At 72.1% G+C, this 26752-nt stretch carries 15 protein-coding genes; 11 read left to right on the top strand and 4 right to left on the bottom strand.

Translation table 11 applies throughout. The annotated features are described in order from the left end of the window. Nucleotides 1-71: 71 nt before the first annotated feature. From GGQ54_RS00465 to metK, 6 genes are all read left to right on the top strand, one after another. Entirely contained in the window at nt 72-10571 is a 10500-nt protein-coding gene (locus GGQ54_RS00465; RefSeq protein WP_179443598.1) for a DUF7507 domain-containing protein, read from the top strand. A 59-nt stretch (nt 10572-10630) separates the two neighbouring features. Beyond that, entirely contained in the window at nt 10631-10942 is a 312-nt protein-coding gene (gene mihF, locus GGQ54_RS00460; protein ID WP_179446336.1) for an integration host factor, actinobacterial type, read from the top strand. Continuing rightward, nucleotides 10939-11511 carry a guanylate kinase gene (gmk, locus tag GGQ54_RS00455; protein ID WP_179443597.1) on the top strand — a complete coding sequence of 191 codons (573 nt, stop codon included), beginning with the start codon at nt 10939-10941 and terminating at the stop codon, nt 11509-11511. The genes mihF and gmk overlap by 4 nt, the downstream gene beginning before the upstream one ends. Nucleotides 11512-11590: 79 nt before the next feature. After that, nucleotides 11591-11941, top strand: coding sequence for a DNA-directed RNA polymerase subunit omega (rpoZ, locus tag GGQ54_RS00450; protein ID WP_246292498.1), 351 nt, complete (start codon nt 11591-11593; stop codon nt 11939-11941). A 42-nt stretch (nt 11942-11983) separates the two neighbouring features. Next, nucleotides 11984-13198: a bifunctional phosphopantothenoylcysteine decarboxylase/phosphopantothenate--cysteine ligase CoaBC gene (gene coaBC, locus GGQ54_RS00445; protein WP_179443595.1), complete on the top strand. Its 1215-nt coding sequence runs from the start codon at nt 11984-11986 to the stop codon at nt 13196-13198. 45 nt (nt 13199-13243) lie between these two features. Further along, a complete protein-coding gene (gene metK / locus GGQ54_RS00440; RefSeq protein ID WP_179443594.1) occupies nt 13244-14434 on the top strand; it encodes a methionine adenosyltransferase in 1191 nt (396 codons plus the stop codon). A gap of 32 nt (nt 14435-14466) precedes the next feature. Here metK and GGQ54_RS00435 read toward each other — a convergent pair whose 3' ends face one another. Then, nucleotides 14467-15297: an LLM class flavin-dependent oxidoreductase gene (locus tag GGQ54_RS00435; RefSeq protein ID WP_179443593.1), complete on the bottom strand. Its 831-nt coding sequence runs from the start codon at nt 15295-15297 to the stop codon at nt 14467-14469. A 98-nt stretch (nt 15298-15395) separates the two neighbouring features. Here GGQ54_RS00435 and GGQ54_RS00430 point away from each other — a divergent pair, with 98 nt between their 5' ends. Beyond that, a complete protein-coding gene (locus tag GGQ54_RS00430) occupies nt 15396-17396 on the top strand; it encodes a primosomal protein N' family DNA-binding protein (protein ID WP_179443592.1) in 2001 nt (666 codons plus the stop codon). Nucleotides 17397-17408: 12 nt separating this feature from the next. On the opposite strand, the gene GGQ54_RS00425 is transcribed toward GGQ54_RS00430, so the two are convergent. Further along, nucleotides 17409-18137: a Type 1 glutamine amidotransferase-like domain-containing protein gene (locus GGQ54_RS00425; protein ID WP_179443591.1), complete on the bottom strand. Its 729-nt coding sequence runs from the start codon at nt 18135-18137 to the stop codon at nt 17409-17411. A gap of 110 nt (nt 18138-18247) precedes the next feature. Between GGQ54_RS00425 and fmt the strand changes: the two genes are divergently transcribed. The 4 genes from fmt to GGQ54_RS00405 are packed head-to-tail and all read left to right on the top strand — an operon-like array spanning nt 18248 to nt 21973. Further along, a complete protein-coding gene (gene fmt / locus GGQ54_RS00420) occupies nt 18248-19171 on the top strand; it encodes a methionyl-tRNA formyltransferase (RefSeq protein WP_179443590.1) in 924 nt (307 codons plus the stop codon). Beyond that, nucleotides 19164-20540: an RsmB/NOP family class I SAM-dependent RNA methyltransferase gene (locus GGQ54_RS00415; protein WP_179443589.1), complete on the top strand. Its 1377-nt coding sequence runs from the start codon at nt 19164-19166 to the stop codon at nt 20538-20540. Before fmt ends, GGQ54_RS00415 begins: the two co-directional genes overlap by 8 nt. A 37-nt stretch (nt 20541-20577) precedes the next feature. Further along, nucleotides 20578-21216: a ribulose-phosphate 3-epimerase gene (gene rpe, locus GGQ54_RS00410; RefSeq protein ID WP_218843922.1), complete on the top strand. Its 639-nt coding sequence runs from the start codon at nt 20578-20580 to the stop codon at nt 21214-21216. Between the two features lie 16 nt (nt 21217-21232). After that, nucleotides 21233-21973, top strand: a complete 741-nt coding sequence (locus GGQ54_RS00405) for a siderophore-interacting protein (protein WP_179443587.1) — start codon at nt 21233-21235, stop codon at nt 21971-21973. Between the two features lie 10 nt (nt 21974-21983). Here the strand turns inward: GGQ54_RS00405 and GGQ54_RS00400 are convergent, their stop codons facing one another. Both GGQ54_RS00400 and metH read right to left on the bottom strand, forming a co-directional pair. Next, entirely contained in the window at nt 21984-22838 is an 855-nt protein-coding gene (locus tag GGQ54_RS00400; protein ID WP_179443586.1) for a PAC2 family protein, read from the bottom strand. A gap of 115 nt (nt 22839-22953) precedes the next feature. After that, entirely contained in the window at nt 22954-26679 is a 3726-nt protein-coding gene (gene metH, locus GGQ54_RS00395) for a methionine synthase (RefSeq protein ID WP_343045801.1), read from the bottom strand. Between the last annotated feature and the right edge of the window lie 73 nt (nt 26680-26752).

Below are 26752 nucleotides of genomic sequence, written 5' to 3'. Positions count from 1 at the left end.
GCAGCTCCCGTGGTGGGAGCGTGATCGGGGGATCGCCGGAGACAGCGGGGTTCAGGGGAATGGGGATATCGGTGCGCAGTGCCTTTTTCGCTCGGCTGTGGGTATTGCTGGGACTCGTGCTCCTGGTCGGCCCGATGACCGTGCTCGCGCCGGCGCCCGCGCAACTGCCGCGCGCGGCAGCCGTCGGTCCCTTCGATTGCAGCGCGCTCTATTCCGTCCAGGGAACGGGAACCCGAAACATCTGGCAGGTCAACCCCACGAGCGGTGCCCAGACCACGGTCGGCAATTTCACGTTCAGCCCGGCCACCAACGCGATCAACGGCTTGGGAATCACCGGGGACGGCGCTTTCGCCTACGGTGTCTACCCGGTGGCGAACAGCAATGATCGCCAGATCTATCGCTACGACGCGGCGGCCGGTACGACCACCCTGATCGCGACGGCTGCCACGGGTGGGCTGGTCACCCACGGGGCATTCAACGCCGCGACGGGTATCTACTACTACGGCGGCTTCAGCGCTGGCCAGATCAACATCTACGGCGTGAACGTCGCGACCGGGCAGCCGCTCGGCCTGGTCGCGCAGGGGACCATCCCGACCGCGGGCACGAACGGCGACTGGGCGTTCGACAGCCAGGGCAATCTCTACGTGGTCGGCGGTGGCGCCGCCGCCGAGACGAGCATCATCTCGGTGATCAATGAGCCGATTCCGACCACCCCGCAGGCGACCCCACTGACCATCACCGCGACGTCGCTGGCGACGATCGCGCGGGGCGCGGGCAACGGCATCGCATTCGGCAGCGACGGCTACCTCTACGTCACCACCGCGACCGAGCTGCTGAAGATCAACCCGACGACCGGCGCACTGGTCAATTCCGTCCCGTTTGCCAGTACGGGCACGGTCGATCTCGCGTCCTGTGCCTCGCCGAACACGATCAGTGTGCAGAAGGACTTCCCGCAGGGCCGCGTGAGCGCGAACGACCAGGCCACGCTCACCGTCACCGGGGGCGGCCTCAGCCGTGGCAACACCGCAACCACCGAGGGCAGCGATCCCGGACTGCAGGACACGCCGGCCGAGGTGGCCGGACCGGTTCTCGCCCTGGTCGGAACCACCTACACGGTCTCCGAATCCGGCTCCGGGACGCGCAGCAGCAGCGCTACTGCGTTCGGCTATCGGCAGAGCTGGACCTGCGTCAACGACAACAATGGCGAGACCATCGCGAGCGGGACGGGCACCTCCGGCGAGTTCACCATGCCCTCCGGCGGTGCGGCCGGTGTTGCCGCGGTCTGCACGTTCACCAACGAGGCACAGATCACGGCCGTGACGCTGGACAAGCAGGCGGCTGCCCCGAGCAGCAATACCGCGGGCGGCACGATCGCCTACACGTTCGTGGTGAGGAACACCGGCACGGTGCCACTGGACACGATCAGCGTGTCCGATCCCAAGGTCGGCTCGGTGAGCTGTCCGCCCGGCCCGCTGGCGGTCGGGGCAACGGTCAACTGCACCGCCAGTTACACACTGACCCAGGGCGACGTCAACGCGGGCGGGGTGACCAACACCGCGACCGTGACGGGCACCGCGGCGAACCTGCCGAACGCGACGGCCAATGACAGCGTCACGACCCCCATCGCGGCGGCTCCCGCCATCGACCTGGAGAAGACCGGTGAGGCGACGGGATCGGGGCCGGACGGCCAGATCCTGCCCGGCGACCCGGTGCGCTACCGGTTCACGGTGCGTAACACCGGTAACCTGGTCCTGACCGATATCGCAATCACCGATCCCAAGATCGGCTCGGTCACCTGCGCGAACACCACGCTGGCCCCCGGCGCCAGCACCGAGTGCCAGGCGGATGCCGCGTATGTGCTGACTCCCTCGGACCTCGATGCGGGTGAGGTGAACAACACCGCCACGGTCAGGGCGAACAGCCTCGGGGGCGCGGTCACCGACACCGACGAAGCCACGGTCCCGTTGCCGGCCGCGCCCGCGCTGGAGCTCACCAAGACCAATGATGTCCCGGCCGGCCAGCAGGTCTCGGTGGGCCAGGTGATCAACTACACCTTCACCGTCCGCAACACCGGCAATGTGTCGATCGGCGACCTCGCGGTCACCGATCCCAAGGCCGGAGCCGTGACCTGTCAGCAGACCAGCCTGGCGATCGGCGCCGAGACCAGCTGCACGGCGAGCTACACCGTCAGCCAGGCCGATGTCGACGCCGGCGCGGTGATCAACAATGCCAGCGCCACCGGTACGCCCGCGCGCGGCGAGCTGACCGACCCCACGGCCCGCAACGAGGTACCGACGGTCGACGCGGCGCCGGGGATCGGCCTGGAGAAGATCGCCAGCCGCGAGGGCAAGGCACCGAACGACCCGCTGGTGGTCGGCGACGTGATCAGCTACTCGTTCGTCGTGACCAATACCGGCAATGTGACACTGACCGAGGTCGCCGTCACCGATCCCCAGATCGCCGGCATCACCTGCCCGGCGCCGCTCGCGCCCGGAGCTTCCGTTGTCTGTGAGACCGACCAGACCTACACGGTGACCCAGACCGATGTCGACGCCGGCGAGAAGTCCAACACCGCCACGGCGACAGGTACGCCCATCCGCGGTGACGAGGTGGACGCGACCGACACGGCCACCACGCCGAGCGAGCCAGCTCCGGCGATCGCACTGCAGAAGACCTCGAACGTGGCCGAAGGCGACAAGGTTGCCGCGGGCGACCAGATCACCTATTCGTTCCTGGTCACCAACGTCGGCAACGTCACGCTGGCCAATGTGGGCGTCACCGACACCATGCTCGGCGGGCCGCTCGAGTGCGCACCGACCACCCTCGCGCCGGCCGGCACGGCGACCTGTGAGGCCAGCTACACGGTGACCCAGGCGGATGTGGATGCCGGGTCGATCGTGAACAACGCCGAGGCCGCTGGCGTATCCCCGGGCAACGTGCGGGTGACCGCGCCGGACACGCTCACCATCGACACCGTCGACGAGGAGCCGTCGATCGGCCTGACCAAGACCGCCGATGTCGGCGACGAGCGGGTCCGGGTCGGCCAGGTCGTGACCTACACGCTGGTGGCCCGCAACACCGGCAACGTCACCTTGTCCGAGGTGTCGATCACCGACGACCTGCTCGGCGCGCTCACCTGCGACGACACCTCGACGCTGGGACCGGACGACACCTTCACCTGTACCGGCACCCACACGGTGACGCAGGCGGATGTGGATGCCGGGTCGATCGTGAACAACGCGACCGCGACCGGCACGTCGCCGGCGGGTGCGAAGCCGACGGCTGATGATCAGGTGACGGTGAACACGGTCGAGGAGGATCCGTCGATCGGCCTGTCCAAGACCTCCGACGTGCCGGCCGATGGCCGGGTGGCGGTGGGTGATGTGATCACCTACTCGTTCGCGGTGACCAATACCGGCAATGTGACCCTGCGCGATGTCGCGGTCACCGATGACTTGATCACGGGTCCGGTGACGTGTGATCCGACCACGTTGGCGCCGACGGAGACGTCGAACTGCACGGCGACCTACACGGTGACGCAGGCGGATGTGGATGCCGGGTCGATCGTGAACAACGCGACCGCGACCGGCACGTCGCCGGCGGGTGCGAAGCCGACGGCTGATGATCAGGTGACGGTGAACACGGTCGAGGAGGATCCGTCGATCGGCCTGTCCAAGACCTCCGACGTGCCGGCCGATGGCCGGGTGGCGGTGGGCGATGTGATCACCTACTCGTTCGCGGTGACCAATACCGGCAATGTGACCCTGCGCGATGTCGCGGTCACCGATGACTTGATCACGGGTCCGGTGACGTGTGATCCGACCACGTTGGCGCCGACGGAGACGTCGAACTGCACGGCGACCTACACGGTGACGCAGGCGGATGTGGATGCCGGGTCGATCGTGAACAACGCGACCGCGACCGGCACGTCGCCGGCGGGTGCGAAGCCGACGGCTGATGATCAGGTGACGGTGAACACGGTCGAGGAGGATCCGTCGATCGGCCTGACGAAGACTTCCGATGTCGGTGACGACAAGGTCGAGGTCGGTCAGCAGGTGACCTACACGCTGGTCGCGACGAACACCGGCAATGTGACGTTGTCGGGGGTCTCGATCACCGATTCGAGGCTGGAGACGCTGGACTGCCCGGATGCCGCGACGGTCGCGCCGAACGGCACGTTCACCTGTACCGGCACCTACACGGTGACGCAGGCGGACGTGGACGCGGGCGAGATCGTGAACGACGCGACCACGAGCGGGACCTCCCCGGCGGGGACCGCGGTGGAGGCGCCGGCCCAGGCGGTGGTGGACACCGTCGAGGAGGATCCGTCGATCGGCCTGACGAAGACTTCCGATGTCGGTGACGACAAGGTCGAGGTCGGTCAGCAGGTGACCTACACGCTGGTCGCGACGAACACCGGCAATGTGACGTTGTCGGGGGTCTCGATCACCGATTCGAGGCTGGAGACGCTGGACTGCCCGGATGCCGCGACGGTCGCGCCGAACGGCACGTTCACCTGTACCGGCACCTACACGGTGACGCAGGCGGACGTGGACGCGGGCGAGATCGTGAACGACGCGACCACGAGCGGGACCTCCCCGGCGGGGACCGCGGTGGAGGCGCCGGCCCAGGCGGTGGTGGACACCGTCGACGAGGATCCCTCGATCGAGCTGACCAAGACCTCCGACGTGCCTGCGGACGGGACCTACCAGGTCGGTCAGCAGATCACCTACTCCTTCGTGGCGACGAACACGGGCAATGTGACGTTGTCCGATGTCGGCGTGACCGACCCGATGCTGGGCGGCGCGCTGACCTGTACGCCGACGACGCTCGCGCCGGGGGAGGAGTCGACCTGCCGGGCCACCTACACGGTGACCCAGGCCGACTTCGACGCGGGCGAGATCGTGAACACCGCGACCGCGCAGGGCACATCGCCGGCCGGCGAGCAGCCGACCGACGACGCCGGCGTGACAGTGAACGCCGGGTCGGGCGAGCCCGCGATCGAGCTGGACAAGATCGCCAGTCGCGACGGCAAACAGCCCGACGATCCGCTCGTCGTGGGCGACGTGATCGCCTACACCTTCGTGATCACCAACACGGGCAACGTGACGCTGAACTCGCTGGCCGTGGACGATCCGCAGATCGACAACATCACCTGTGATCCGACCTCGATCGCGCCCGGCGGCATTGCGACCTGCACCACGGATGTGACCCACGAGGTCACCCAGGCCGACGTGGACGCAGGCGTCGTCACCAACACCGCCACCGCTTCCGGAACCGGAGCGCGCGGCGGCGACGTCGAGGACAGCGACGACACGACCACCCCGGCCGACCAGCAGCCGTCGCTGGTGATGGTCAAGACCTCCGACATCGCGGACGGCGACACCGTCGCCGTCGATCAGGTGATCAACTACACGTTCACCATCACCAACACCGGGAACGTCACGCTGACCGACCTCGCTGTCGACGACCCCAAGGTCGGCGCCGTCACCTGTGACCCGACCCTGGTCGGCCCGGGCGCCTCCGTTGCCTGCACGGCCAGCTACACCGTCACCCAGGCCGATGTCGACGCCGGGGTCGTGGCGAACACTGCGGAGGCGAGCGGCATTGCCCCGGACGGCAGTTCGGTCGGCGACGACGACTCGCTCGACGTGCCCACCGACCCAGCCGTCCCGGCGATCGCCGTCGACAAGCAGGCGGCGATCGGTGACCAGCAGACGGTATCTGCCGGCGATCCGATCGATTACACGTTCGTGATCACCAACACGGGCAACGTGACGCTGAGCGATGTCACGATCGACGACCCGCGACTCACCGAGATCACCTGTGATCCCGCTGCCGACCGCGTACTGGCGCCGAACGAGACGCTGACCTGCACCGGTACCTACGTGGTCAGCCAGGCCGACGTGGACGCGGGGACCATCGAGAACACCGTGACCGTGTCGGGCACCGATCCGTCCGGCGACGAGCCGCCGCCGGGCACCGATACCACCGAGGTGCCCGCGGACCCGGCCGAGCCGGGCCTGGCCGTGGTGAAGACCTCCGACGTCGCCGACGGTGACACGGTCGCCGCGGGCGACCAGGTGACCTACACCTTCACGGTCACGAACACCGGCAACGTGACGCTGACCGATGTCGCGCTGACCGACCCGCTGATCGCCGACCTGGTCTGCACCGCGCCGTCGCTGGCGCCGACCGACCCGCCGCTGACCTGCACCGGCAGCTACACCGTCACGCCGGCGGACGTGGACCGCGGCCAGATCGACAACACCGCGACGGCCAGCGGTCAGCCGCCGAGCGGGGACCGCATCGAGGGCAGCGGCTCGGCCACGGTGCCGACCGATCCGGCGGCGCCCGCGGTGACGCTGGACAAGTTCTCCGACGTGCCGCAGGGCACCCAGGTCGCGGTGGGTGACCAGATCACCTACACCTTCCGGGTGACCAACACCGGCAACGTCACGCTGACGCAGTACGCGGTCACCGACCCGAAGATCGGCGACGTGACCTGCCCCGGTGGGCCGATCGCGGCCGGTGCCTTCGCCGACTGCACCGCGACGTACACAGTGACCCAGGCCGATGTGGACGCCGGCAACGTGGTGAATGCCGCGAGCGTGACCGCGACCGGCGCACGCGGCGGCTCGGTCGACGCGCAGGACGACGACACGGTGCCCACGCAGCCGGCGGCGCCCTCGATCGCGATCGAGAAGACCGCGGCCCACGACGGCGCCGACGTCAGCCTCGGCGAGGTGATCGACTACACGATGACGGTGACCAACACCGGCAACGTGACCCTGACCGGCGTGGTGGTGAGCGATCCGCTGATTGGCGCGCTCACCTGCGATGCCGACGCGATCGCGCCGGGGGAGTCGCTGACCTGCACCGGCAGCTACACCGTGCAGCAGTCCGATGTCGACGCGGGCGCAGTGATCAACACGGCCTCGGTGTCCGGGCAGCCGCCGACCGGCGGGCCGGTGACCGACGACGACACCGTGCAGACCCCGGCCGAGCCGGCCGACCCGGCCATCGCGCTCGACAAGACCGGCAGCTTCGGTCCCGACGCCCAACTGCGGGCCGGCGATCGGATCGACTACACGTTCGCCGTCACCAACACCGGGAACGTGACGCTCTCCGGCGTCACGGTCGACGACCCGAAGGTGGGCGGCGTCGAGTGTCCCGCCGGGCCGCTCGGGCCGGGGCAGTCGCGTACCTGTGTCGCGACCGGCTACGTCGTGACCCAGGCCGATGTGGACGCCGGCCAGGTGGTGAACACCGCGACCGCGACTGGCACGGCGCCCGACGGGCGATCGGTCTCGGCGCGAGACGATCACACGGCCGGCGTCGCCGACCCGGCTCCGGGCATCGCGCTGGACAAGATCGCCTCGCGGGACGGCAAGTCGCCGGACGATCCGCTGGCCGTCGGGGACGAGATCGCGTACACGTTCGTGGTGACCAACACCGGCAACGTCACGCTCGATCCGGTCGCCGTGACCGACCCGCTGGTCGGCGCGGTCACCTGCCCGGACGGCGCGCTCGCGCCGGAGCGGTCGGTGACCTGCACCGCTGACGCGACCTACACCGTGACCCAGGCCGACGTCGACGCCGGGGTACGCGAGAACACCGCGAGCGCCACGGGCCAACCGCCGACCGGTGACCCGGTCAGCGCCGAGGACTCCACGACCACGCCGGCCGATCAGCAGCCCGGCCTGGCGATGGTCAAGTCCAACAACGTCGCGGACGGCGACACCGTCGGCCTCGGCCAGGTGATCGATTACACCTTCACCCTGACCAACACCGGCAACGTCACCCTCGACCGGCTCGCGGTCGCCGACGCCAAGGTCGGTGCGGTCACCTGCCCGCCGGAGCCGCTCGCACCGGGGGCCGCGGCCGACTGCACGGCGAGCTACACCGTCACGCAGGCCGACGTGGACGCCGGCCGGGTGGTGAACGACGCGGTCGCCTCCGGCGTACCGCCGTCGGGTACGCCGGTCGAGGCGCGCGACAGCAACCAGGTGCCGACGGTGCCCGCCGACGCGGCGCTCGTGCTGGACAAGCAGGCGCTGCTGCCGCCGGGGGCGACCGTCGCCGCCGGCGACCAGGTCGCATACCGGTTCCTGATCACCAATGCCGGCAACGTCACCCTGACCGAGGTCACGGTGGACGACCCGCTGTTGGGCTCGGTCACCTGCCCCGAGGGGCCGCTGGCGCCGGGACAGACGATCGAGTGCACGGCCGACGCGAGCCACACCGTCAGCCAGGCCGAGGTGGACGCGGGCCAGGTGGACAACACGGCGACGGCGACCGGCCGGCCGCCGAGCGGTGAGCCGCCGACCGCGACCGACACCACGTCGATCCCGGCGACGCCGGCCGCCCCGGCGATCGCGCTGGAGAAGCTGTCCGGCGTGGCCGAGGGCGCCACGGTCGCGGCGGGCGACGAGATCGACTACACGTTCCGGGTCACCAACACCGGCAACGTGACGCTCAGCGACATCGCGATCGACGACCCGTTGGTCGGCAAGGTGACCTGCCCGCCGGAGCCGCTGGCCCCGGGGGCGAGCACGGACTGCGCCGCCGACGAGGCGTACGCGGTGACCCAGGCCGACGTGGACGCCGGCCGGATCGTGAACACCGCCACCGTTTCCGGTACGCCGCCGAGCGGCGAGCCGGTGACGGCCAGTGACGACAACGTCGTGCCGACCAGCCCGGCCGCGCCCGCCGCGACGCTGGAGAAGTTGTCCAGCGTGCCGGCGGGGGAGACGGTCGCCGCGGGCGATCGGATCGACTACACGTTCCGGGTCACCAACACCGGCAACGTGACGCTGACCGGCGTGGCGATCACCGACCCGAAGATCGGCGCGGTGAGCTGCCCGCCCGCCCCGCTCGCGCCGGGTGAGGTCACCGAGTGCACCGGCACCTACGCGGCCACCCAGGCCGACGCCGACGCCGGCCAGGTGCTGAACACGGCGACCCTGACGGCGACCGGGCCCAACGGCGAACCGGTCACGGCCACCGACGACAACGTGGTGCCGACCGATCCGCGCGTACCGGGGCTGACGACGACCAAGGTCGCGGCCCGCACCGGGTCCCCGGACTCCCCGATGACCGTCGGCGAGTCGATCGGCTTCTCGGTGATCGTCACCAACACGGGCAACGTCACCCTGGAGGGGGTCGTCGTGGCCGACTCGATGGTCGGCGACATGACCTGCCCGCGGACCACGCTGGAGCCGGGAGACGTCGTGTCCTGTGTCGGCAACCGCACCTACACCGTGACCCAGGCCGATGTCGACCGCGGCGTGCTGACCAACGTCGCGACGACGACGGCGGTGCCGGTGGGCGGCGGCGAGCCGCTCACCTCGACGGCGACGACCACCACCCCGAGCGAGCCGCGGCCGGCCATCGCGCTGCAGAAGCTGTCCGACCTCCCGGCCGGCGAGACGCTGTCGGTCGGTCAGCCGGTCCGCTACTCGTTCCGGGTGATCAACACCGGCAACGTGACGCTCGACCCGGTGGCGGTGACCGACCCGAAGATCGGGGCCGTGAACTGCCCGGCCGGCGCGCTCGCGCCGGGCGCCGAGATCGAGTGCGCGGCGGCCGATGCCTACGTCGTGACCGCGACGGAGGCCGCCGAGGGCAAGGTCACGAATACCGCCGAGGCCACCGGACGGCCCACGGTCGGCGACGATCCGGTGCGGGCGAGTGATGACCTCGTGCTCCCGGCCACCGTGCCGGCCGCCCAGCTCACGCTGATCAAGGCCTCCGATGTCCCGGCCGGTGACACCGTGCGCGCCGGACAGCCGGTTCGCTACCGCTTCACCGTGACCAACACCGGGAACGTGCCGGTGCGCGACCTGCGGATCAGCGATCCCAAGATCGGCTCGGTGACCTGCCCGAGCGATCCGCTCGCGCCGGGCGCGGAGGCCTCCTGCACGGCCGACCGGGCCTACACCGTGACCCAGGCCGAGGTGGACGCGGGCGGCGTCGACAACGTCGCCGGCGTCACGGGCATCGACCCGGGAGGCAATCCGGTCACCGCGCGCGACGAGCTGGCCATTCCCGCCGAGCAGGCCGCCCCGGCGCTCGACGTGGTCAAGGAGGGATCGCTGGTCGATCCCGACGGTGACGGGTATGCCGAGATCGGCGATCACGTCCGCTTCGTGATCCGGGTGACCAATGTCGGCAACGTGACGATCGACGACATCGCGGCCGACGACCCGCTGGTCGGGAAGCTGCGCTGCTCGGCCGACAGCCTCGCCCCGGGCGCCTCGCTGACCTGCGAGCCCGAGACCGGCTACGTCGCCAGCGCGGCCGACCTCGGCCGCGGCGAAGTGGTCAACCGGGTTGCGGTGACCGGCGAGCCGGTACGCGGCGGGGACCCGGGTCCGGACGGTCGGCCGATCGTGACCGGCGAGGACACGGTGACCGTGCCGCTGCCGGCCGAGGTCGAGCCGGGCGAGCCGCCGGTCGGCCGGCCGCCGCTCGGCCGGACGGGTGGCGAGGACCTGTCCGCGCTGCTGGCGGGGCTGGCGTCGATGGCCGCGGGCGCCTGGCTGATCCGGCGGGGCCGCCGCGACTGAGACCGGTCGAGCGCGCCGGAATGGCAGTCGCGCGGCCCGCTCGATAGGTTGACGCCGTGATCTCGGTTCCCCCGCTCTCGGCGGACCAGCGGCTACAGGCGCGGGCCGCGGCCACCCAGGCCCGGCGCCACCGGGCCGCGGCCAAGGCCCGGTTGCGCTCGGGCGACCTGCGGCTGTCGGAGCTGCTGGAGTTGGCGCAGACCGATGACGTGCTGGCGCACCTGCGCGTGGTCGAGGTGCTCAAGGCCCTGCCGCGGGTGGGGGAGAAGCGGGCCGCCGAGACGATGGACCGGCACGAGATCGCGGCGAGCCGCCGGCTGCGGGGGCTCGGCCGGCACCAGCAGGCCGGCCTGTTGGCGGAGTTTCGTTGAGCGCGCCCGGGCGGGTCTTCGTGCTGGCGGGGCCGACCGCCGTCGGCAAGGGGACGGTCGTCGCGGCACTCCGGGAGCGCCATCCCGAGCTGTGGGTGTCGGTCTCGGCCACCACCCGGCGCCCGCGCCCGGGCGAGGTGGACGGCCGGCACTACCTGTTCACCAGCGACGTCGAGTTCGACGACCTGATCGCCCACGACGGGCTGCTGGAATGGGCGGTGGTGCACCGCAAGGCGCGCTACGGCACCCCGCGCGCCCCGGTCGCGGCCGCCGTGGCGCAGGGTCACACGGTGCTGCTCGAGATCGATCTGCAGGGCGCCCAGCAGGTACGCCGCAGCCTGCCGGAGGCGCACTCGATCTTCTTGATGCCACCGTCCTGGCAGGAACTGGTCCGCCGGCTGAACCTGCGCGGCACCGAGGACGCCGAGGAGCGGGCCCGGCGGCTCGAGACGGCCCGGGCCGAGATGACCGCCTTCGACGAGTTCGACGATGTGGTGGTCAATGCCGACCTCGACACGACGGTCGCCGAGATCGCCGAGATCTTGGGCCTCGACGGCTCGGTCGGGTAGCATTGGCGCGGTTGTCCGCAGTGCGCCGCGAGCCGCTGCCCCCACACCGTTTCCCAGAACCGTCGCGAAGGCATTTCTCTTGACGAACACCGAAGCCGTCGGCATCACCAATCCGCCGATCGACAACCTGCTGACCAAGGTCGACTCGAAGTACCGCCTGGTGCTGTTCGCGGCCAAGCGCGCCCGGCAGATCAACGCCTACTACTCCCAGCTCGGCGAGGGCCTGTTGGAGAACGTCGGCCCGCTGGTGGACGCCGGCGTGCAGGAGAAGCCGCTGTCCATCGCCCTGCGCGAGATCGAGGACGGCGTGCTGGAGTGCGAGGAGTTCGATCCGGACGCCGAGCCCGCAGCCGACGAGACCGAACGTCCCTCGCTGACCGCGGTCGACGGCGACGACGAGTTCTCCCGCGACCCCGACTTCTCCGCCTGAGCACACGTCCATGACCCGCCCGTGCGAGCCCCGGGGCCGGACGTGAGCCGGATCGTGCTGGGGGTCGCCGGCGGCATCGCGGCGTACAAGGCGTGCGAGCTGCTGCGTCGGCTGACCGAGTCCGGGCATGAGGTCACCGTGGTGCCGACCGCGGCCGCGCTGAACTTCGTCGGGGCGGCGACCTGGGAGGCGTTGTCCGGTCGCCGCGTGCACACCGGGGTCTTCTCCGCCACCGATCAGGTGAATCACGTGCGGCTCGGCCGGGAGGCCGACCTCGTGTTCGTGGCTCCCGCCACCGCGGACCTGCTCGCCCGCGGGGCGACGGGCCGGGCCGACGACCTGCTCACCAACGTCCTGCTGACCGCGAGCTGTCCCGTGGTGATGGCCCCGGCGATGCACACCGAGATGTGGCAGCACCCGGCGACCCGGGCGAATGTCGCCACTCTGCGCGAGCGCGGCGTGTTGGTCGTCGACCCGGCGGCGGGCCGGCTGACCGGCGCGGACTCCGGTCCCGGACGCTTGCCGGAGGCCGCCGAGCTCGCCACCATCGCCGGCACGGTGCTGGAGGATCCGACGATCCTCGGCCGGGGCCGCGACCTCGCCGGTCGGCGGGTCGTCATCTCCGCGGGCGGTACGCGGGAGCCGCTCGACCCCGTCCGCTACATCGGCAACAACTCCTCCGGCCGGATGGGCATCGCACTGGCCCGGGCCGCGCGGCTGCGCGGCGCCGAGGTGACGCTCGTCCTGGCCCACACCGAGGAGGACGCGCCGAGCGGCGTCGGCATCGAACGCGTTGCCAGCACCGCCGATCTGGATGCGGCGATGGCGCGGATGGCGCCGGGAGCCGACATCGTGGTGATGGCGGTCGCGGCGGCGGATTTCGCCGCCCGCGAGCCGGCCGGCGCCAAGATCAAGAAGGACGGCTCCGGCACGCTCACGCTCGACCTCGTCGAGACCACCGACGTCCTGGCCCACCTCGGGCGGGAGCGGGTCGGGTCCCGGCCCGTCCTGGTCGGCTTCGCCGCCGAGACCCCGCGCTGCGCCGAGGAGCTGATCGCGCTCGGGCGTACCAAACTGGAACGCAAGGGCGCGGACCTGCTGGTGGTCAACGATGTCGGCGACGGCCGGATCTTCGGACAGCCGGACACCTCGATCAGCATCCTCGGGCCGGACGGGGTGATCGCCGAGGGGCAGGGCTCGAAGGAACGCTGCGCCCATGTCGTCCTCGACGCGGCCGCCCGGGTGCCGGCCAGATGATGATCGGGCCCCGCTGCGTGGGAGTGTTTCGCTAGGGTCGGGCGCATGAGCCGACGACTGTTCACGTCCGAATCCGTGACCGAGGGGCACCCGGACAAGATCGCCGACCAGATCAGCGACAGCGTGCTGGACGAGCTGCTGCGGCAGGACCCGAACAGCCGGGTGGCGGTGGAGACGCTGGTGACCACCGGACTGGTCGTGGTGGCGGGCGAGGTGACCACCGAGGCGTACGCCGAGATCCCCCGGATCGTCCGCGAGCGGGTACTCGAGATCGGGTACGACTCCTCGCACAAGTCCTTCGACGGCGCATCGTGTGGGGTGCAGGTCAGCATCGGCGCGCAGTCACCGGACATCGCCCAGGGCGTGGATCGCGCGGAGGAGGCCCGCGACGGGTCCGCGGAGTCCTACGACCTGCTCGGCGCCGGCGACCAGGGCCTGATGTTCGGCTACGCGAGCACCGAGACCCCGGAGCTGATGCCGCTGCCGATCACGCTGGCGCACCGGCTGGCCGAGCGGCTCGCCGACGTGCGCAAGAGCGGCGAGGTGCCCTATCTGCGCCCGGACGGCAAGACCCAGGTGACGGTCGAGTACGACGGCGACCGGCCGGTACGCCTGGACACCGTCGTGATCAGCTCCCAGCACGCCGCCGACATCGACCTGGCGAATCTGTTGACGCCGGACCTGCGCGAGCAGGTGGTGAAGCCGGTGCTGGAGGCGTTCGACCTGACCCACCACGACTACAAGCTGTATGTGAACCCGACCGGGCGCTTCGAGATCGGCGGCCCGATGGGCGATGCCGGACTGACCGGGCGCAAGGTGATCGTCGACAGCTACGGCGGGATGGCCCGGCACGGGGGCGGCGCGTTCTCGGGCAAGGACCCGTCGAAAGTCGATCGCTCGGCCGCCTACGCGATGCGCTGGGTCGCCAAGAATGTCGTCGCCGCGGGGCTGGCCGAGCGCTGCGAGGTCCAGGTGGCCTATGCCATCGGTCGCGCACATCCGGTCGGCTTCTATCTGGACTGCTTCGGCACCGAGAAGGTGCCGGTCGGCCAGATCGAGGCCGCGGTCCGGGAGACCTTTGATCTTCGCCCGGCGGCGATCATCGAGCAGCTCGACCTGCGCCGCCCGATCTATGCCCGCACGGCGGCCTACGGGCACTTCGGTCGCGAGCTGCCCGAGTTCACCTGGGAGCAGACGCCGTACGCCGACACGCTCGCCGCGGCCGTCCGCGGCTGAGCGCAGGACCGGTCACGGTTGTCCCGCGCGAGTCAGGCGAGCCGGCGGCCCACGCGGGCGAGCAGGCCACCCGTCGCGTCGGCGTCCCTGCCGACGGGGTAGACACACGGGATGCTGATCCCGGCATCGGCGTAGGCGTGCAGGCGCTCCACGATCAGCGCGTCGTCGGGCTCGGAGACGCAGGTCTGCGCGACGAGCTGCTCGGGCTCGGTGATCTGGATCCGGGCGAACTGCCGGGCGTAGTTCGGCATCGCGAGATAGGCGGCGGCATCGCCGGAGACCTTCGCGTACGGCCCGGTGCGCATGATCAGCGCACTCTCGGCGCCGCCGTCGCGGGCCAGCGCGGCGGGCGCGGCGGCGGTCTCGGGGGTGAGCCAGTTCAGCACGACGCCGTCTGTGTCGGTGACCGCGAACTCGATCATCTTGGGGCCGAGCGCGCCGATCCAGATCGGCGTCGCCGAGCCGAAGGCCGGCCGATTGTCGCGGACCGCGGCGACATAGTCGCGCAACTCGCTCAGGGGGCGCTCCGGGATCGGCAGACCGAGCCGCTCGAGCACGCGGTGATGTGAGGTCCCGAGGCCGAGCACGAACCGACCACCGGACAACTCGGCGAGCGTGGCGGCCTGGACCGCGGTCAGCCGGGCCGGCCGGGCGGGTGCGACCGCGACCGCCGTCGCCACCACCAGCCGCTCCGTGGCGGTGAGCGCCGCCGCGGCGACCAGGAACGGGTCGCGCCCCTCGTCGCCGCTCAGGCCGGTCTCCGGCAACAGCAGGTAGCTCGCGCCGGCCGATTCGGCCGCCCGCGCCACCGTCACGATGTCGTCCACGGAATGATCTCGCCGCGCCACGCCCCACGTCCGCATCTGGCTCCTTCGCTCGTCTGCCGGCCGTGCGCTCACCCTAGTGATCGCCGGGCCCGCGGCCGGTCGTGTCCGTCGGATACCGCGCCTACCATGACCCGGTGACCGAACCAGCCGCCCTGATCCCGGCGCCCCGGCCGGCATCGGCGCGGGTGGCCAGGGTGGCGGTGGACGTGTCCCTGCCGCACCTGGACCGCCCGTTCGACTATGCGGTCACCGACGAGCAGGACGCCGCCGCCGTGGTCGGCGCGCGGGTCCGGGTCCGCTTCGCCGGCCGGCTGCGCGACGGGTTCGTCCTCGAGCGAACCGAGCAGACCGATCACGAGGGTAGGCTCGCACCGCTGCACGCGGTGACGTCTGCCGAGCCGGTGCTCACCCCGCAGGTGGCCGCGCTGATCCGCCGCGTCGCCGATCACTACGCCGGCACCTTCGCCGATGTCTCGCGGCTGGCCGTGCCGCCCCGGCACGCCGCCACCGAGAAGGCCGAGCGGAGCGCCGAGGCGGACCCGGCGCCGGCCGATGCGCCGTCGGTCCTCGACCGCTACCCGACGGGGCGCGAGCTCGCCGAGGCGCTGGCCCGCGGGGAGAACCCCCGCGCGTACTGGCAGGTGACCCCGACCGCGGGGCCGGACGGCGACTGGGCGGGCGGGCTGGCCGAGGCCGCCGCCGCGACCCGGCGGGCCGGGCGCGGCGCGATCATCGTCGTTCCTGATCACCGCGACCTCGATCGGTTGGCGCGCGCCTGCGCCGCCCGCTTCGGGCCGGACGGCTTCGCCCGGTTGACCGCCGAGCTGGGCCCGTCGGCCCGCTACCGGGAGTTCCTCCGGGTCTCCCGCGGTGAGGTCCGGGTGGTGATCGGCACCCGGGCGGCCGCCTATGCGCCCGTCCGCGACCTGGGCCTGGTGGCGCTGTGGGACGACGGCGACGACCTGCTGGCCGAGCCGCGAGCGCCCTATCCGCACACGCGCGAGGTGCTGGCGTTGCGGGCGGCGGGGGACCGGACCGCGGTCGTCCTCGCCGGCTACGGGCGCAGCGCCGAGATCGAGCAATTGGTGCAGACGGGCTGGCTCACCCCGCTGGCGCAGCCGCGGGGCACGGTGCGCCGGGTCGCGCCGCTGGTCCGGATCGCGGCCGACACCGACCGCGCGCTCGCCCGCGATCCGGCCGCCCGGGCCGCCCGCCTGCCGCACGACACCTTCGAGGTGGTACGCCGGGCGCTGCCGCAGGGGCCGGTCCTGGTCCAGGTACCGCGGGCGGGCTATCGGCTCGGGCTGGTCTGTGCGCAGTGCCGCAGCCCGCTGCGCTGCCCGCACTGCGCGGGACCGGTGCGGGCCGAGGCGGGCGACCGGCTGGACTGCGGCTGGTGCGGCCGAATCCTCCCCGGTTGGCACTGCCCGCAGTGCGGGGAGACCCGCTGGCGGGCGCCCGTGGTCGGTGCGACCCGGCTGGCCGAGGAGCTCGGCCGCGCCTTCCCCAACACCCGGGTGATCAGGTCCTCGGGGAACAAGGTGGTAGCGGCCGTGGACGACGAGCCGGCCCTGGTCGTGGCGACGCCCGGTGCCGAACCGGTCGCCGCCGGGGGGTACGCCGCGGCGGTGCTCGTCGATGCCACCGCGCTGCTCGCCCGGCCGGATCTGCGGGCCGGGGAGGAGGCGCTGCGGCGGTGGCTGAACGCGGCGGCCCTCGTCCGACCGGCCGGTGACGGCGGCACGGTGCTCGCCGTCGGGCCGCCCGAGGCGCGTGCCCTGCAGGCGCTGGTCCGCCTCGATCCCGCCGGATTCGCCCGCCGCGAGCTCGCCGAGCGGGCGGAGGCGCACCTGCCGCCCGGGGCCCGGGTGGCGACCCTGGAGGGCGGCGGGGCGGCGATCGGCGAGCTGCTCGACCCGATCCGCGACGAGCTGCCCGCCGGGGCGGAGGTGCTCGGCCCGGTCGCGGTCGGGGAGCTGCCCGACGGTGGCGAGCTGCAGCGGCTCACCCTGCGGGTGCCGCGCGGTGCCGGCGAGGAGCTGGCGCGGTTGCTGCGGGAGGCCCAGGGCATCCGCAGCGCGCGCAAGGCGGCGGGCGCGACGCGGGTTCGGATCGACCCGCTGGTGATGGAGTGAGGGGCGCGGGCCTCAGCGGAGCAGGCGGGTGTCCAGCCGCTCCTCGGTGGCGGTGCCGTCGCCGCCGGGATCGACCCGGTAGGCGTAGCGGCCGGGCTCCTCGCTGAGCGCCTCGACCAGCTCGGTGTCGCGGTAGAGCAGCCCGGCGCCGTCGTCGGTGGCGTACCCGCCCGGCAGGGTGCCGTCCGCGATCAGCCGCTGGAACAGCGGGCGGCGCTGCGGCTCGGAGTCGTGGTGCACGCCGTTGGCGTACGGCAGGAAGCCCAGCCCGTCGGTCACGGCGCGCAGGCGCGGGCCGAACGAGTCCGTGGTCCCGCCGGCGTGCCAGCACAGCGAACCCGCGGAGACTCCGGTGAGCACCACGCCGGCGCGCCAGGCGGCATGCATCGCCGCGTCGACCCCGTGCATCCGCCACGGGGCCAGCAACCCGGCGACGCTGCCGCCGCCGACGAAGATCACGTCCTGGTCGAGCAGCAGCTCCGCAGGTTCGGCGACGTTCGGCATCGGGAACAGCGCGAGATGGCTGGGCGAGAACCCGGCCGCCTGGGCGGCGGTGTAGAAGTTCACGAGATAGGCCGAGTCGTCGCCGCCGGCCGTGGCGAGGAAGCAGACCCTTGGCGTACCCGCGACACCGGACAGGTCCACCGCATGACGGGTGAGGGCGGTGAACTCCCATCGGGTACGCGTGCCCGGGCCGATGCCCCCGGACGTGGCGAGGATGGTGGGTGCGTCGGCGGGCATGCCGCGAGCCAACCACCGCCGCGCGGTGCGGGCAAGGGCATTCCGCTCGCCTGTGGCTCGGGCGCGGGTGGTCCGGCTTCTGGGCTGGTTGCGGCTCCTAGGATGGCGAGGTGCGCCTGCTGCTTGCCGGAACCCCCGAGGTCGCCGTCCCCTCCCTGGACGCGGTCGCCGCATCCGGACACGAGCTGCTCGGCGTGATCACCCGGCCCGACGCCCCGGCCGGGCGCGGCAAGAAGCTGCGCGCCAGCCCCGTGGCCGCCCGCGCGGACGAGCTGGGACTGCCGGTGCTCAGGCCCGGCCATCCCCGCGACCCGGAGTTCGTCGCCCGCCTGACAGAGCTCGCGCCGGACTGCGTTCCGGTGGTCGCCTACGGCGCGCTGGTCCCACAGCAGGTGATCGACATTCCCGAGCGGGGCTGGGTCAACCTGCACTTCTCCCTGCTTCCGCGCTGGCGCGGCGCGGCGCCCGTCCAGCACGCGATCCTGGCCGGAGACGCCGAGACGGGCGCCTGCACGTTCTCCCTGGTCCGCGAGCTGGACGCCGGCCCGATCTATCGGACCCTGCGCACGCCGGTCGGCGCGGAGGAGACCGCCGGCGAACTGCTGGACCGACTGGCCGTCGACGGCGCCGGCCTGCTGGTCGAGACCCTCGACGCGATCGCCGCGGGGGAGCGCCCGGTCCCGCAGCCCGCCGACGGCGCGACCCGCGCGCCCAAGATCGACACCGGTGACGCGCGGCTCGACTGGGCCGACCCCGACGACCGCCTCGACCGGCAGATCCGGGCGTGCTCGCCCGCGCCCGGCGCCTGGACCACCCTGCGCGGCGAGCGGTTCAAGATCATCCGGGCGCGCATGGTCGGTGGTGATCAACTTCCGCCGGGCGAGCTGCGGATCGAACGTGGCCGGGTGCTCGCCGGCACCGGGACCCGACCGCTGGAGTTGATCACCGTGCAGCCGCCCGGCAAGCGCGCGATGCCCGCCCCCGACTGGGCCCGCGGCGCCGGACTCGCCGCCGGTGAGCGGTTCGATGGCTGAGCGGCGCGGACCGGCCCGGCGCCGCAGCCACGGCCGGCGCCGGATCGATCCGGCGCGGCGCGCGGCGTACCGGACGCTGCGTGAGGTGTCCGAACACGATGCGTACGCCAACCTGGTGCTGCCCGAGGCACTGCGCGGCGCGGGGGTGTCCGGGCGCGATGCCGCCTTCGCGACCGAGCTGACCAACGGCACGCTGCGGGCGCTGGGCAGCTACGACCTGATCATCGAGGCGGCCTCGGGTCGCGCGCCGGGCGAGTTCGACCCGCCGCTGCTCGACGTGCTTCGCCTCGGCGCCCACCAGGCCCTGGCCATGCGGGTGCCGGACCACGCGGCCGTCGCCGCCAGCGTCGACCTGGCCGGGGTGGAGGTCGGCGAGCGGGTGACCGGCCTGGTGAACGCGGTGATGCGCAAGATCGCCGCGCGCGACCTGCCGGCCTGGACCGAGCTGCTGAGCGCCGGGGAGGACGAGCTGGGCGCGATCGCGATCCGCACGCACCACCCGCGCTGGATCGTGCAGGCCTATGCCGACCTGCTGCCGGCAGACGAACTGGTGGCCGCGCTCGAGGCCAACAATGCCCCGCCGCAGACCTGGCTGACGGTGCGCCCAGGGCTGGCCGAGGTCGACGAGCTGGTCGCCGCGGGCGCCGCGCTCGACCCGATCGCCCCGTTCGGGGCGCGCTGGTCCGGTGATCCCTCGGCTGCTCCCGGGGTACGCGAGGGCCGCGTCGGGGTCCAGGACCCGGGCTCGCAGCTCGTCGCGCTCGCGCTGGCCCGAGGAGACGCGCCGGCCGGGCGCTGGCTCGACCTGTGTGCGGGTCCGGGCGGGAAGGCGGCGCTGCTCGCCGGGCTGGCCCGCGAGCGCGGCGACGAGTTGATCGCGGCCGAGCCGCAACCGCACCGGGTCCGGCTGGTGGAGCGGGCGCTCCGGGCGTACCCGTCGCCGCCGGAGGTGGTCGTCGCCGACGGCACCGCGCCGCCCTGGGCCGCGGGCAGCTTCGCCCGGGTCCTCGCCGACGTCCCCTGCTCCGGCCTGGGCGCGCTACGCCGGCGCCCGGAGGCGCGCTGGCGGCGCGACCCGGAGGACATCGCCGCGCTGCGGCCGCTGCAGGAGACCTTGCTCGGCTCGGCGCTGGACCTCGCCGAGCCGGGCGGCCTGGTCGCCTACGTCACCTGCTCCCCGCATCGCGCCGAGACCGCCGAGGTCCTGGACGCCGTGCTGGCCGCCCGCGCCGACGCCGAGCCGGTCCGCGCGGAGCTGCCCGAGGCGCCCGCGGCGACCGGCCCGGACGGTCGCGTCCAGCTCTGGCCGCACCGCGACGGCACCGACGCGATGTTCATCGCGCTGCTGCGCAAGCGCGCGACCGGCTGAGCCGGCGCGCAACCGCTAACCTGCCGGGGTGGAGACGATGATCACCCCGAGCCTGCTCAGTGCCGATTTCGCCAACCTGCAGCGCGACATCGACGCGGTCGCGAATGCCGACGGGCTGCACATCGACGTGATGGACTACGACTTCGTCCCCAACCTGACCGTCGGATTGCCGGTCGTCGAGTCGATCCGCAAGGCGACCGACCAGTTCCTCGACATCCACCTGATGATCACCGACCCGGACCGCTGGGCGCCGTCCTATGCCGAGGCCGGGGCCGAGTCGGTGACCTTCCACATCGAGGCCGCCAAGGCGCCCATCCGCCTCGCCCGCGAGCTGCGCCGGATCGGCGCCCGGGCAGGCATGGCGCTCAACCCGGCGACCGACATCGACGGCTACCGCGACATCCTCGGCGAGGTCGACATGGTGTTGATCATGACCGTCGAGCCGGGCTTCGGCGGTCAGAAGTTCCTTGACCTGTGCCTGCCCAAGATCACCCGCACCCGCGAGCTGCTCGGCGACCGCGACATCTGGTTGCAGGTCGACGGCGGCGTCGGCCCCGAGACGATCGAGCGCTGCGCCGAGGCCGGGGCGAATGTCTTCGTCGCCGGCTCCGCCGTGTTCAATGCCGACGATCCGGCCGCGATGGTCGACCTGCTGCGCGCCGAGGTGGCCGGGTGAGCGTGCCGGCCGCTCGATGAGCTGGGTCGAGGCGACGGTACGCGCGTCCAGCCGGATCGGGCCGCACCTGCAACGGATCACCCTGACCGGCGAAGGCGTGCGGGGCTACCGGGCCGAAGGGCTGGCCGACGACTACTGCCGGGTGCTGTTTCCCGACCCCGGCCGCGAGCGACCGGTGATCGGGCGGACCGGCCGCGACCCGGCGGAGTCGGCGCCGATGCGCAACTACACCATTCGGCGACTGGACCGGGCCCGCGGCGAGATCGACCTCGACTTCGTCCTGCACGGGCGAGGCGTCGCCGCCGACTGGGCCCGACAGGCCGCGCCGGGCCGGTCGGGCGTGGCCCTGTCGCCCGCCTTCGGCAGCTACCGCCCGCCCGCCGGGGCCGTGGATCGGCTGTTGGTCACCGACCTCAGCGGGCTGCCGGCGGCGGGCCGGATCCTGGCGGAGGCCGCCCCGGACGAACGCTTCCGGGTGGTCGGGATCGTTCCCGGCAACGCCGATGAACTGCCGCTGACCAGCCCCGCGGCGCTGGACCTGCGGTGGCTGCACGTGCCGTTCCCCGGTCAGGGCGCGGCGCTGGCGCGGGCGGTCGTCGATCAGGTGGCGGAGCTGCCCGCCGACACCTATGTCTGGGGCGCCGGCGAGTCGGCGGGTTGCCGGGCGGCCCGCAACCATCTGTGGCGGGTGCTGCGGCGACCGCCCGCCTCCACCTGCGTGTTCGGTTACTGGAAGGCGCGTACGCCCGTCGGCTGACGCGCGATGTTCAGGCGTCGCGGCGGCGCAGGTAGCGCTGGAACTCGGCGGCGATCGCGTCCCCGCTGGCCTCGGGCAGTCCGTCGGCGTCCTGGCTCTCCTCGAGCTGCGTCACGTACTCCGCGATCTCGCCGTCCTCGGCCGCCAGCTCGTCCACGCCGCGCTGCCATGCCCGGGCCATCTCCGGCAGCTCGCCGACCTCCAGCGGCAGGTCGATCACGTCCTCCAACCGGCTGAGCAGCGCCAGCGTCGCCTTCGGGCAGGGCGGGTGCGCGACATAGTGCGGGACCGCCGCCCACAGGTTCACCGTCGGCCAGCCCGCCTCGCTGCACGCCTCCGAGAGCAACCCGACGATCCCGGTCGGCCCCTCGTAGTCCGGCAGGTCGAGCCCGTGCCGCTCGAGCAGATCGGGATGCACCGTGCTGCCCGAGACCGGCACCGGCCGGGTGTGCGGGCAATCCGACAACAGCGCGCCGAGCATCACCACGACGGACGGCTGGGCGCTGCGCAGGGCCGACATCACCAGCCGGGTGAAGCCGCGCCAGCGCAGGTTCGGCTCCGGCCCGGTGACCAGAACCAGGTCACGCGTCTCGCCGCTGCCGCCGGCCACCCGGGCCACGCTGACGGTGGTCTCGGGCCAACTGTGGATGGCCTCGGTCGGGGAGTCCCGGCGTACCGTCGGCCGGTTCACCTGGAAGTCGTAGAAGTCCTCGCCGTCGATAGCGAACGCCTGCTCCGCCCCGAGCGTGTCCCGCAGGTGCTCCAGGCAGGAACTCGCGGCGCTCGCCGCGTCGTTCCAACCGGAGAAGGCCATCACCACGACCGGGTCGTGCAGGTCCCTCAGCTCGGGGCGATGTTCTGCCATGCCCGCCACTGTAGTTGCCCGTTCGGGAACCCGAGCCGATCGCGAGACGTTGCCCGGTGTTGGCAGCCATCGCCTGCCGCCCGAACAGTCCGTGCGGCCACGCCCCGGGACCTGCTCAGCCGACGGGCACGGGCTCGGGCCGATAGCCGAGGTTCGGGGCGAGCCAGCGCTCGGCCTCGGCAAGGCTCCAGCCCTTGCGTTGGGCGTAGTCGGCGACCTGATCCGCGCCGAGGCGGCCGACCACGAAGTACTGGCTGTCGGGATGGGCGAAGTACCAGCCCGAGACCGCCGCCGCCGGCCACATCGCCATCGACTCGGTCAGCTCGATGCCGGTCCGCTGCTGTACGCCGAGCAGCCGCCACAGCGTCGCCTTCTCGGTGTGGTCGGGGCAGGCCGGGTAGCCGGGCGCGGGCCGGATCCCGCGGTAGCGTTCGGCGATCAGCTCCTCGTTGCCCAGCCGCTCGGCCGGGGCGTACCCCCACCACTGCGTGCGCACCAACTCGTGCATCCGCTCGGCGAAGGCCTCGGCCAGCCGATCGGCCAGCGACTCCAACAAGATCGCGTTGTAGTCGTCCAGTTGTTCCTTGTAGCGGGCCGCGGCCTCCGCCGCGCCGAAGCCCGCGCTGACCGCGAACCCGCCGACCCAGTCGGTCAGCCCGCTCGCCCGGGGCGCGACGAAGTCGGCCAGGCTGCGATGCGGTACGCCCGGCCGGTGCTCGCCCTGCTGGCGCAGGTGGTGCAGCAGTTCGAGCCGCCGCCCGCGGCCGGCATCGGCGTACACCTCGATGTCGTCGCCCACCGCATTCGCCGGGAAGAAGCCGACCACACCGTTCGCGCGCAGCGACCCGTCGGCGATCAGCCGGTCGAGCATGGCCCGCGCGTCGGCATAGAGCTTGCGCGCCGCCTCGCCGCTGGCCGGGTTGTTCAAGATGTCGGGGAAGCGGCCGCGCAGTTCCCAGGCGGCGAAGAACGGCGACCAGTCGATGTAGTCGACCAGATCGGTCAGCGGGTGATCGATCAGCTCCTTGATCACCGGCTGGCCGTCCGCCGCGAGCTGCGGCACGGGCGGGGTGTAGCCGGACCAGTCGATCGGCGAGGCGTCGCTTCGCGCATCCGGGTACGCCAACAGCTTCTTCTCCGCCTTGCCGGCGTGCCGCTCGCGCAGCGCCGCATAGTCGGTGGCGACCTCGTCGAGCAGCGCCGGCCGCTGCTCGGCCGACAACAGCCGGGACACGGTCGGCACCGACCGGGAGGCGTCCTTGACCCAGACCACCGGTCCGGAGTATTCGGGCGCGACCTTGACCGCGGTGTGGGCGCGCGAGGTCGTCGCCCCGCCGATCAGCAGGGGAGTCTGCAGGCCACGCCGCTCCAGCTCGGCGGCGAAGCGGACCATCTCGTCCAGTGACGGCGTGATCAACCCGGACAGGCCGATCACGTCCGCGCGCTCGTCGGCGGCGGCGTCCAGGATCCGCTCGGCCGGCACCATCACCCCGAGGTCGACCACGTCGTAGTTGTTGCACTGCAGCACCACGCCGACGATGTTCTTGCCGATGTCGTGCACATCGCCCTTCACGGTGGCCAACACGATCTTGCCCTTGCTGGGCGCGCCCTCGTCGGTCTCGGCCTCGATGAACGGCACCAGATGCGCGACGGCCTTCTTCATCACCCGCGCCGACTTCACCACCTGCGGCAAGAACATCTTGCCGGCGCCGAACAGGTCGCCGACGACGTTCATCCCGTCCATCAGCGGCCCCTCGATCACCTCGATCGGCCGTCGCCCCTGCCCGGCCAGCTCCGCCCGCAGTTCCTCGGTGTCGGCCTCGATGTGGGCGTCGATGCCCTTCACCAGGGCGTGCGTGATCCGCTCGGCCACGGGCAGCTCGCGCCACTCCTCGGTGCGCTGCTCGGCGGCCGCGCCGTCGGCGGCGTAATCGCCGGCGATCTCCAGCAGCCGCTCGGTGGCGTCGGGCCGCCGGTTCAAGATCACGTCGGTGATCCGCTCCCGCAGCTCCGGGTCGACCTCGTCGTAGACGGCGAGCTGGCCGGCGTTGACGATGCCGGCGTCCATTCCGGCCTCGATGGCGTGGTAGAGGAAGACCGCGTGGATCGCCTCGCGCACGGGGTTGTTGCCGCGGAAGGAGAACGACACATTGGACACGCCGCCGGAGACGGAGACGCCGGGCAGGTTCTGCGTGATCCAGCGGGTCGCCTCGATGAAGTCGCGCCCGTACTCGGCGTGTTCCTCGATGCCGGTCGCGACGGCAAAGATGTTCGGGTCGATGATGATGTCGGTGCCGGCGAAGCCGATCTCGGTCAGCAGCCGGTACGCCCGCTCGGCGATCTCGATCCGGCGGGCGTAGTTGTCGGCCTGACCCTGCTCGTCGAAGCACATCACGACGACCGCGGCGCCGTAGCGCTGGCACAGCCGCGCGTGCTCGAGGAACGGCTCCTCGCCCTCCTTCAGCGAGATCGAGTTCACGATCGCCCGGCCCTGGATGCAGCGCAGCCCGGCCTCGATCACCTCCCACTTGGAGGAATCGACCATGATCGGCACCCGAGAGATGTCGGGCTCGGAGGCGACCAGCTTGCAGAACCGGTCCATCGCGGCCACGCCGTCGAGCATGCCCTCGTCCATGTTGATGTCGATCACCTGCGCGCCGGCCTCGACCTGCTGGCGGGCGACCTCCAGCGCGGTGTCGTAGTCGCCGGCGGTGATCAACTTCTTGAACCGGGCCGAGCCGGTCACATTGGTCCGCTCGCCGATGTTGACGAACAGCGACTCATCGGTGACGTTCAGCGGCTCCAGCCCGGACAGCCGCAGCGCCGGCCCGGCCTCGGGCACCTCGCGCGGCACGGTGCCGGCCACCTGTTCGGCGAACGCGGCGATGTGCTCGGCGGTGGTGCCGCAGCAGCCGCCGACGATGTTGACCAGCCCGTCGGTGGCGAACGATCCGATCACCTGCGCCATCTGCTCCGGCGACTCGTCGTACTCGCCGAAGGCGTTCGGCAGGCCCGCATTGGGGTACGCCGAGACGAAGCAGTCGGCGACCCGGGACAGCTCGGCCAGCCAGGGCCGCACCTCGGCGGCACCCAGGGCGCAGTTCAGGCCGACGGCGAGCGGGCGCGCGTGGCGTACCGAGTTCCAGAAGGCCTCGACGGTCTGCCCGGACAGGGTGCGCCCCGACGCGTCGGTGATGGTGCCCGAAATGATCACCGGCCAGCGGCGGCCGTGCTCGGCGAACAGTTCCTCCAGCGCGAAGATCGCCGCCTTCGCGTTCAGGGTGTCGAAGATCGTCTCGATCAACAAGGCGTCCACGCCGCCCTCGACCAGCCCCTCGGCCTGTTCCCGGTAGGCGGCCACCAGCTCGGCGAAGCCGATATTGCGCGCGCCGGGGTCGTTCACGTCCGGGGAGATGGACGCGGTCCGGTTGGTCGGGCCGAGAGCGCCCAGGACATAGCGGGGACGCTCCGGCGTGGAGTACGCATCCGCTGCGGCGCGGGCCAGCCGCGCGGAGGCGACATTGAACTCGCGGGCCAGGTCAGACATCGCGTAGTCGGCGAGCGAGATCGCCTGGGCGTTGAAGGTGTTGGTGGAGATGAAGTCGGCGCCGACCTCCAGGAAGTCGCGGTGGATCCGCTCGATCACGTCGGGGCGGGTCAGGCTGAGCAGGTCGTTGTTGCCCTGCAGGTCGACCGGCCAGTCGGCGAACCGCTCCCCGCGGAAGTCGGACTCGGTCAGCCCGAGGCCCTGGATGGTGACACCCATGGCGCCGTCGAAGAGCATCACCCGGCGCAGCAGGGCGTCGGTCAGTTCGGCGGTGCGATCGGGTTGCGGGCTCACCGGGCCATTGTTGCTCACGCGGCCCACGGGCGGCGCTTTTGTCCGGACGGCGACGGGTTTGGGAAGATGACGC

It is taken from the genome of Naumannella cuiyingiana, assembly GCF_013408305.1.
GTDB classification, from domain to species: Bacteria; Actinomycetota; Actinomycetes; order Propionibacteriales; family Propionibacteriaceae; genus Naumannella; species Naumannella cuiyingiana.
Note: the sequence above shows the minus strand (reverse complement) of the source record. Positions and strands in the feature narration are given on the sequence as shown.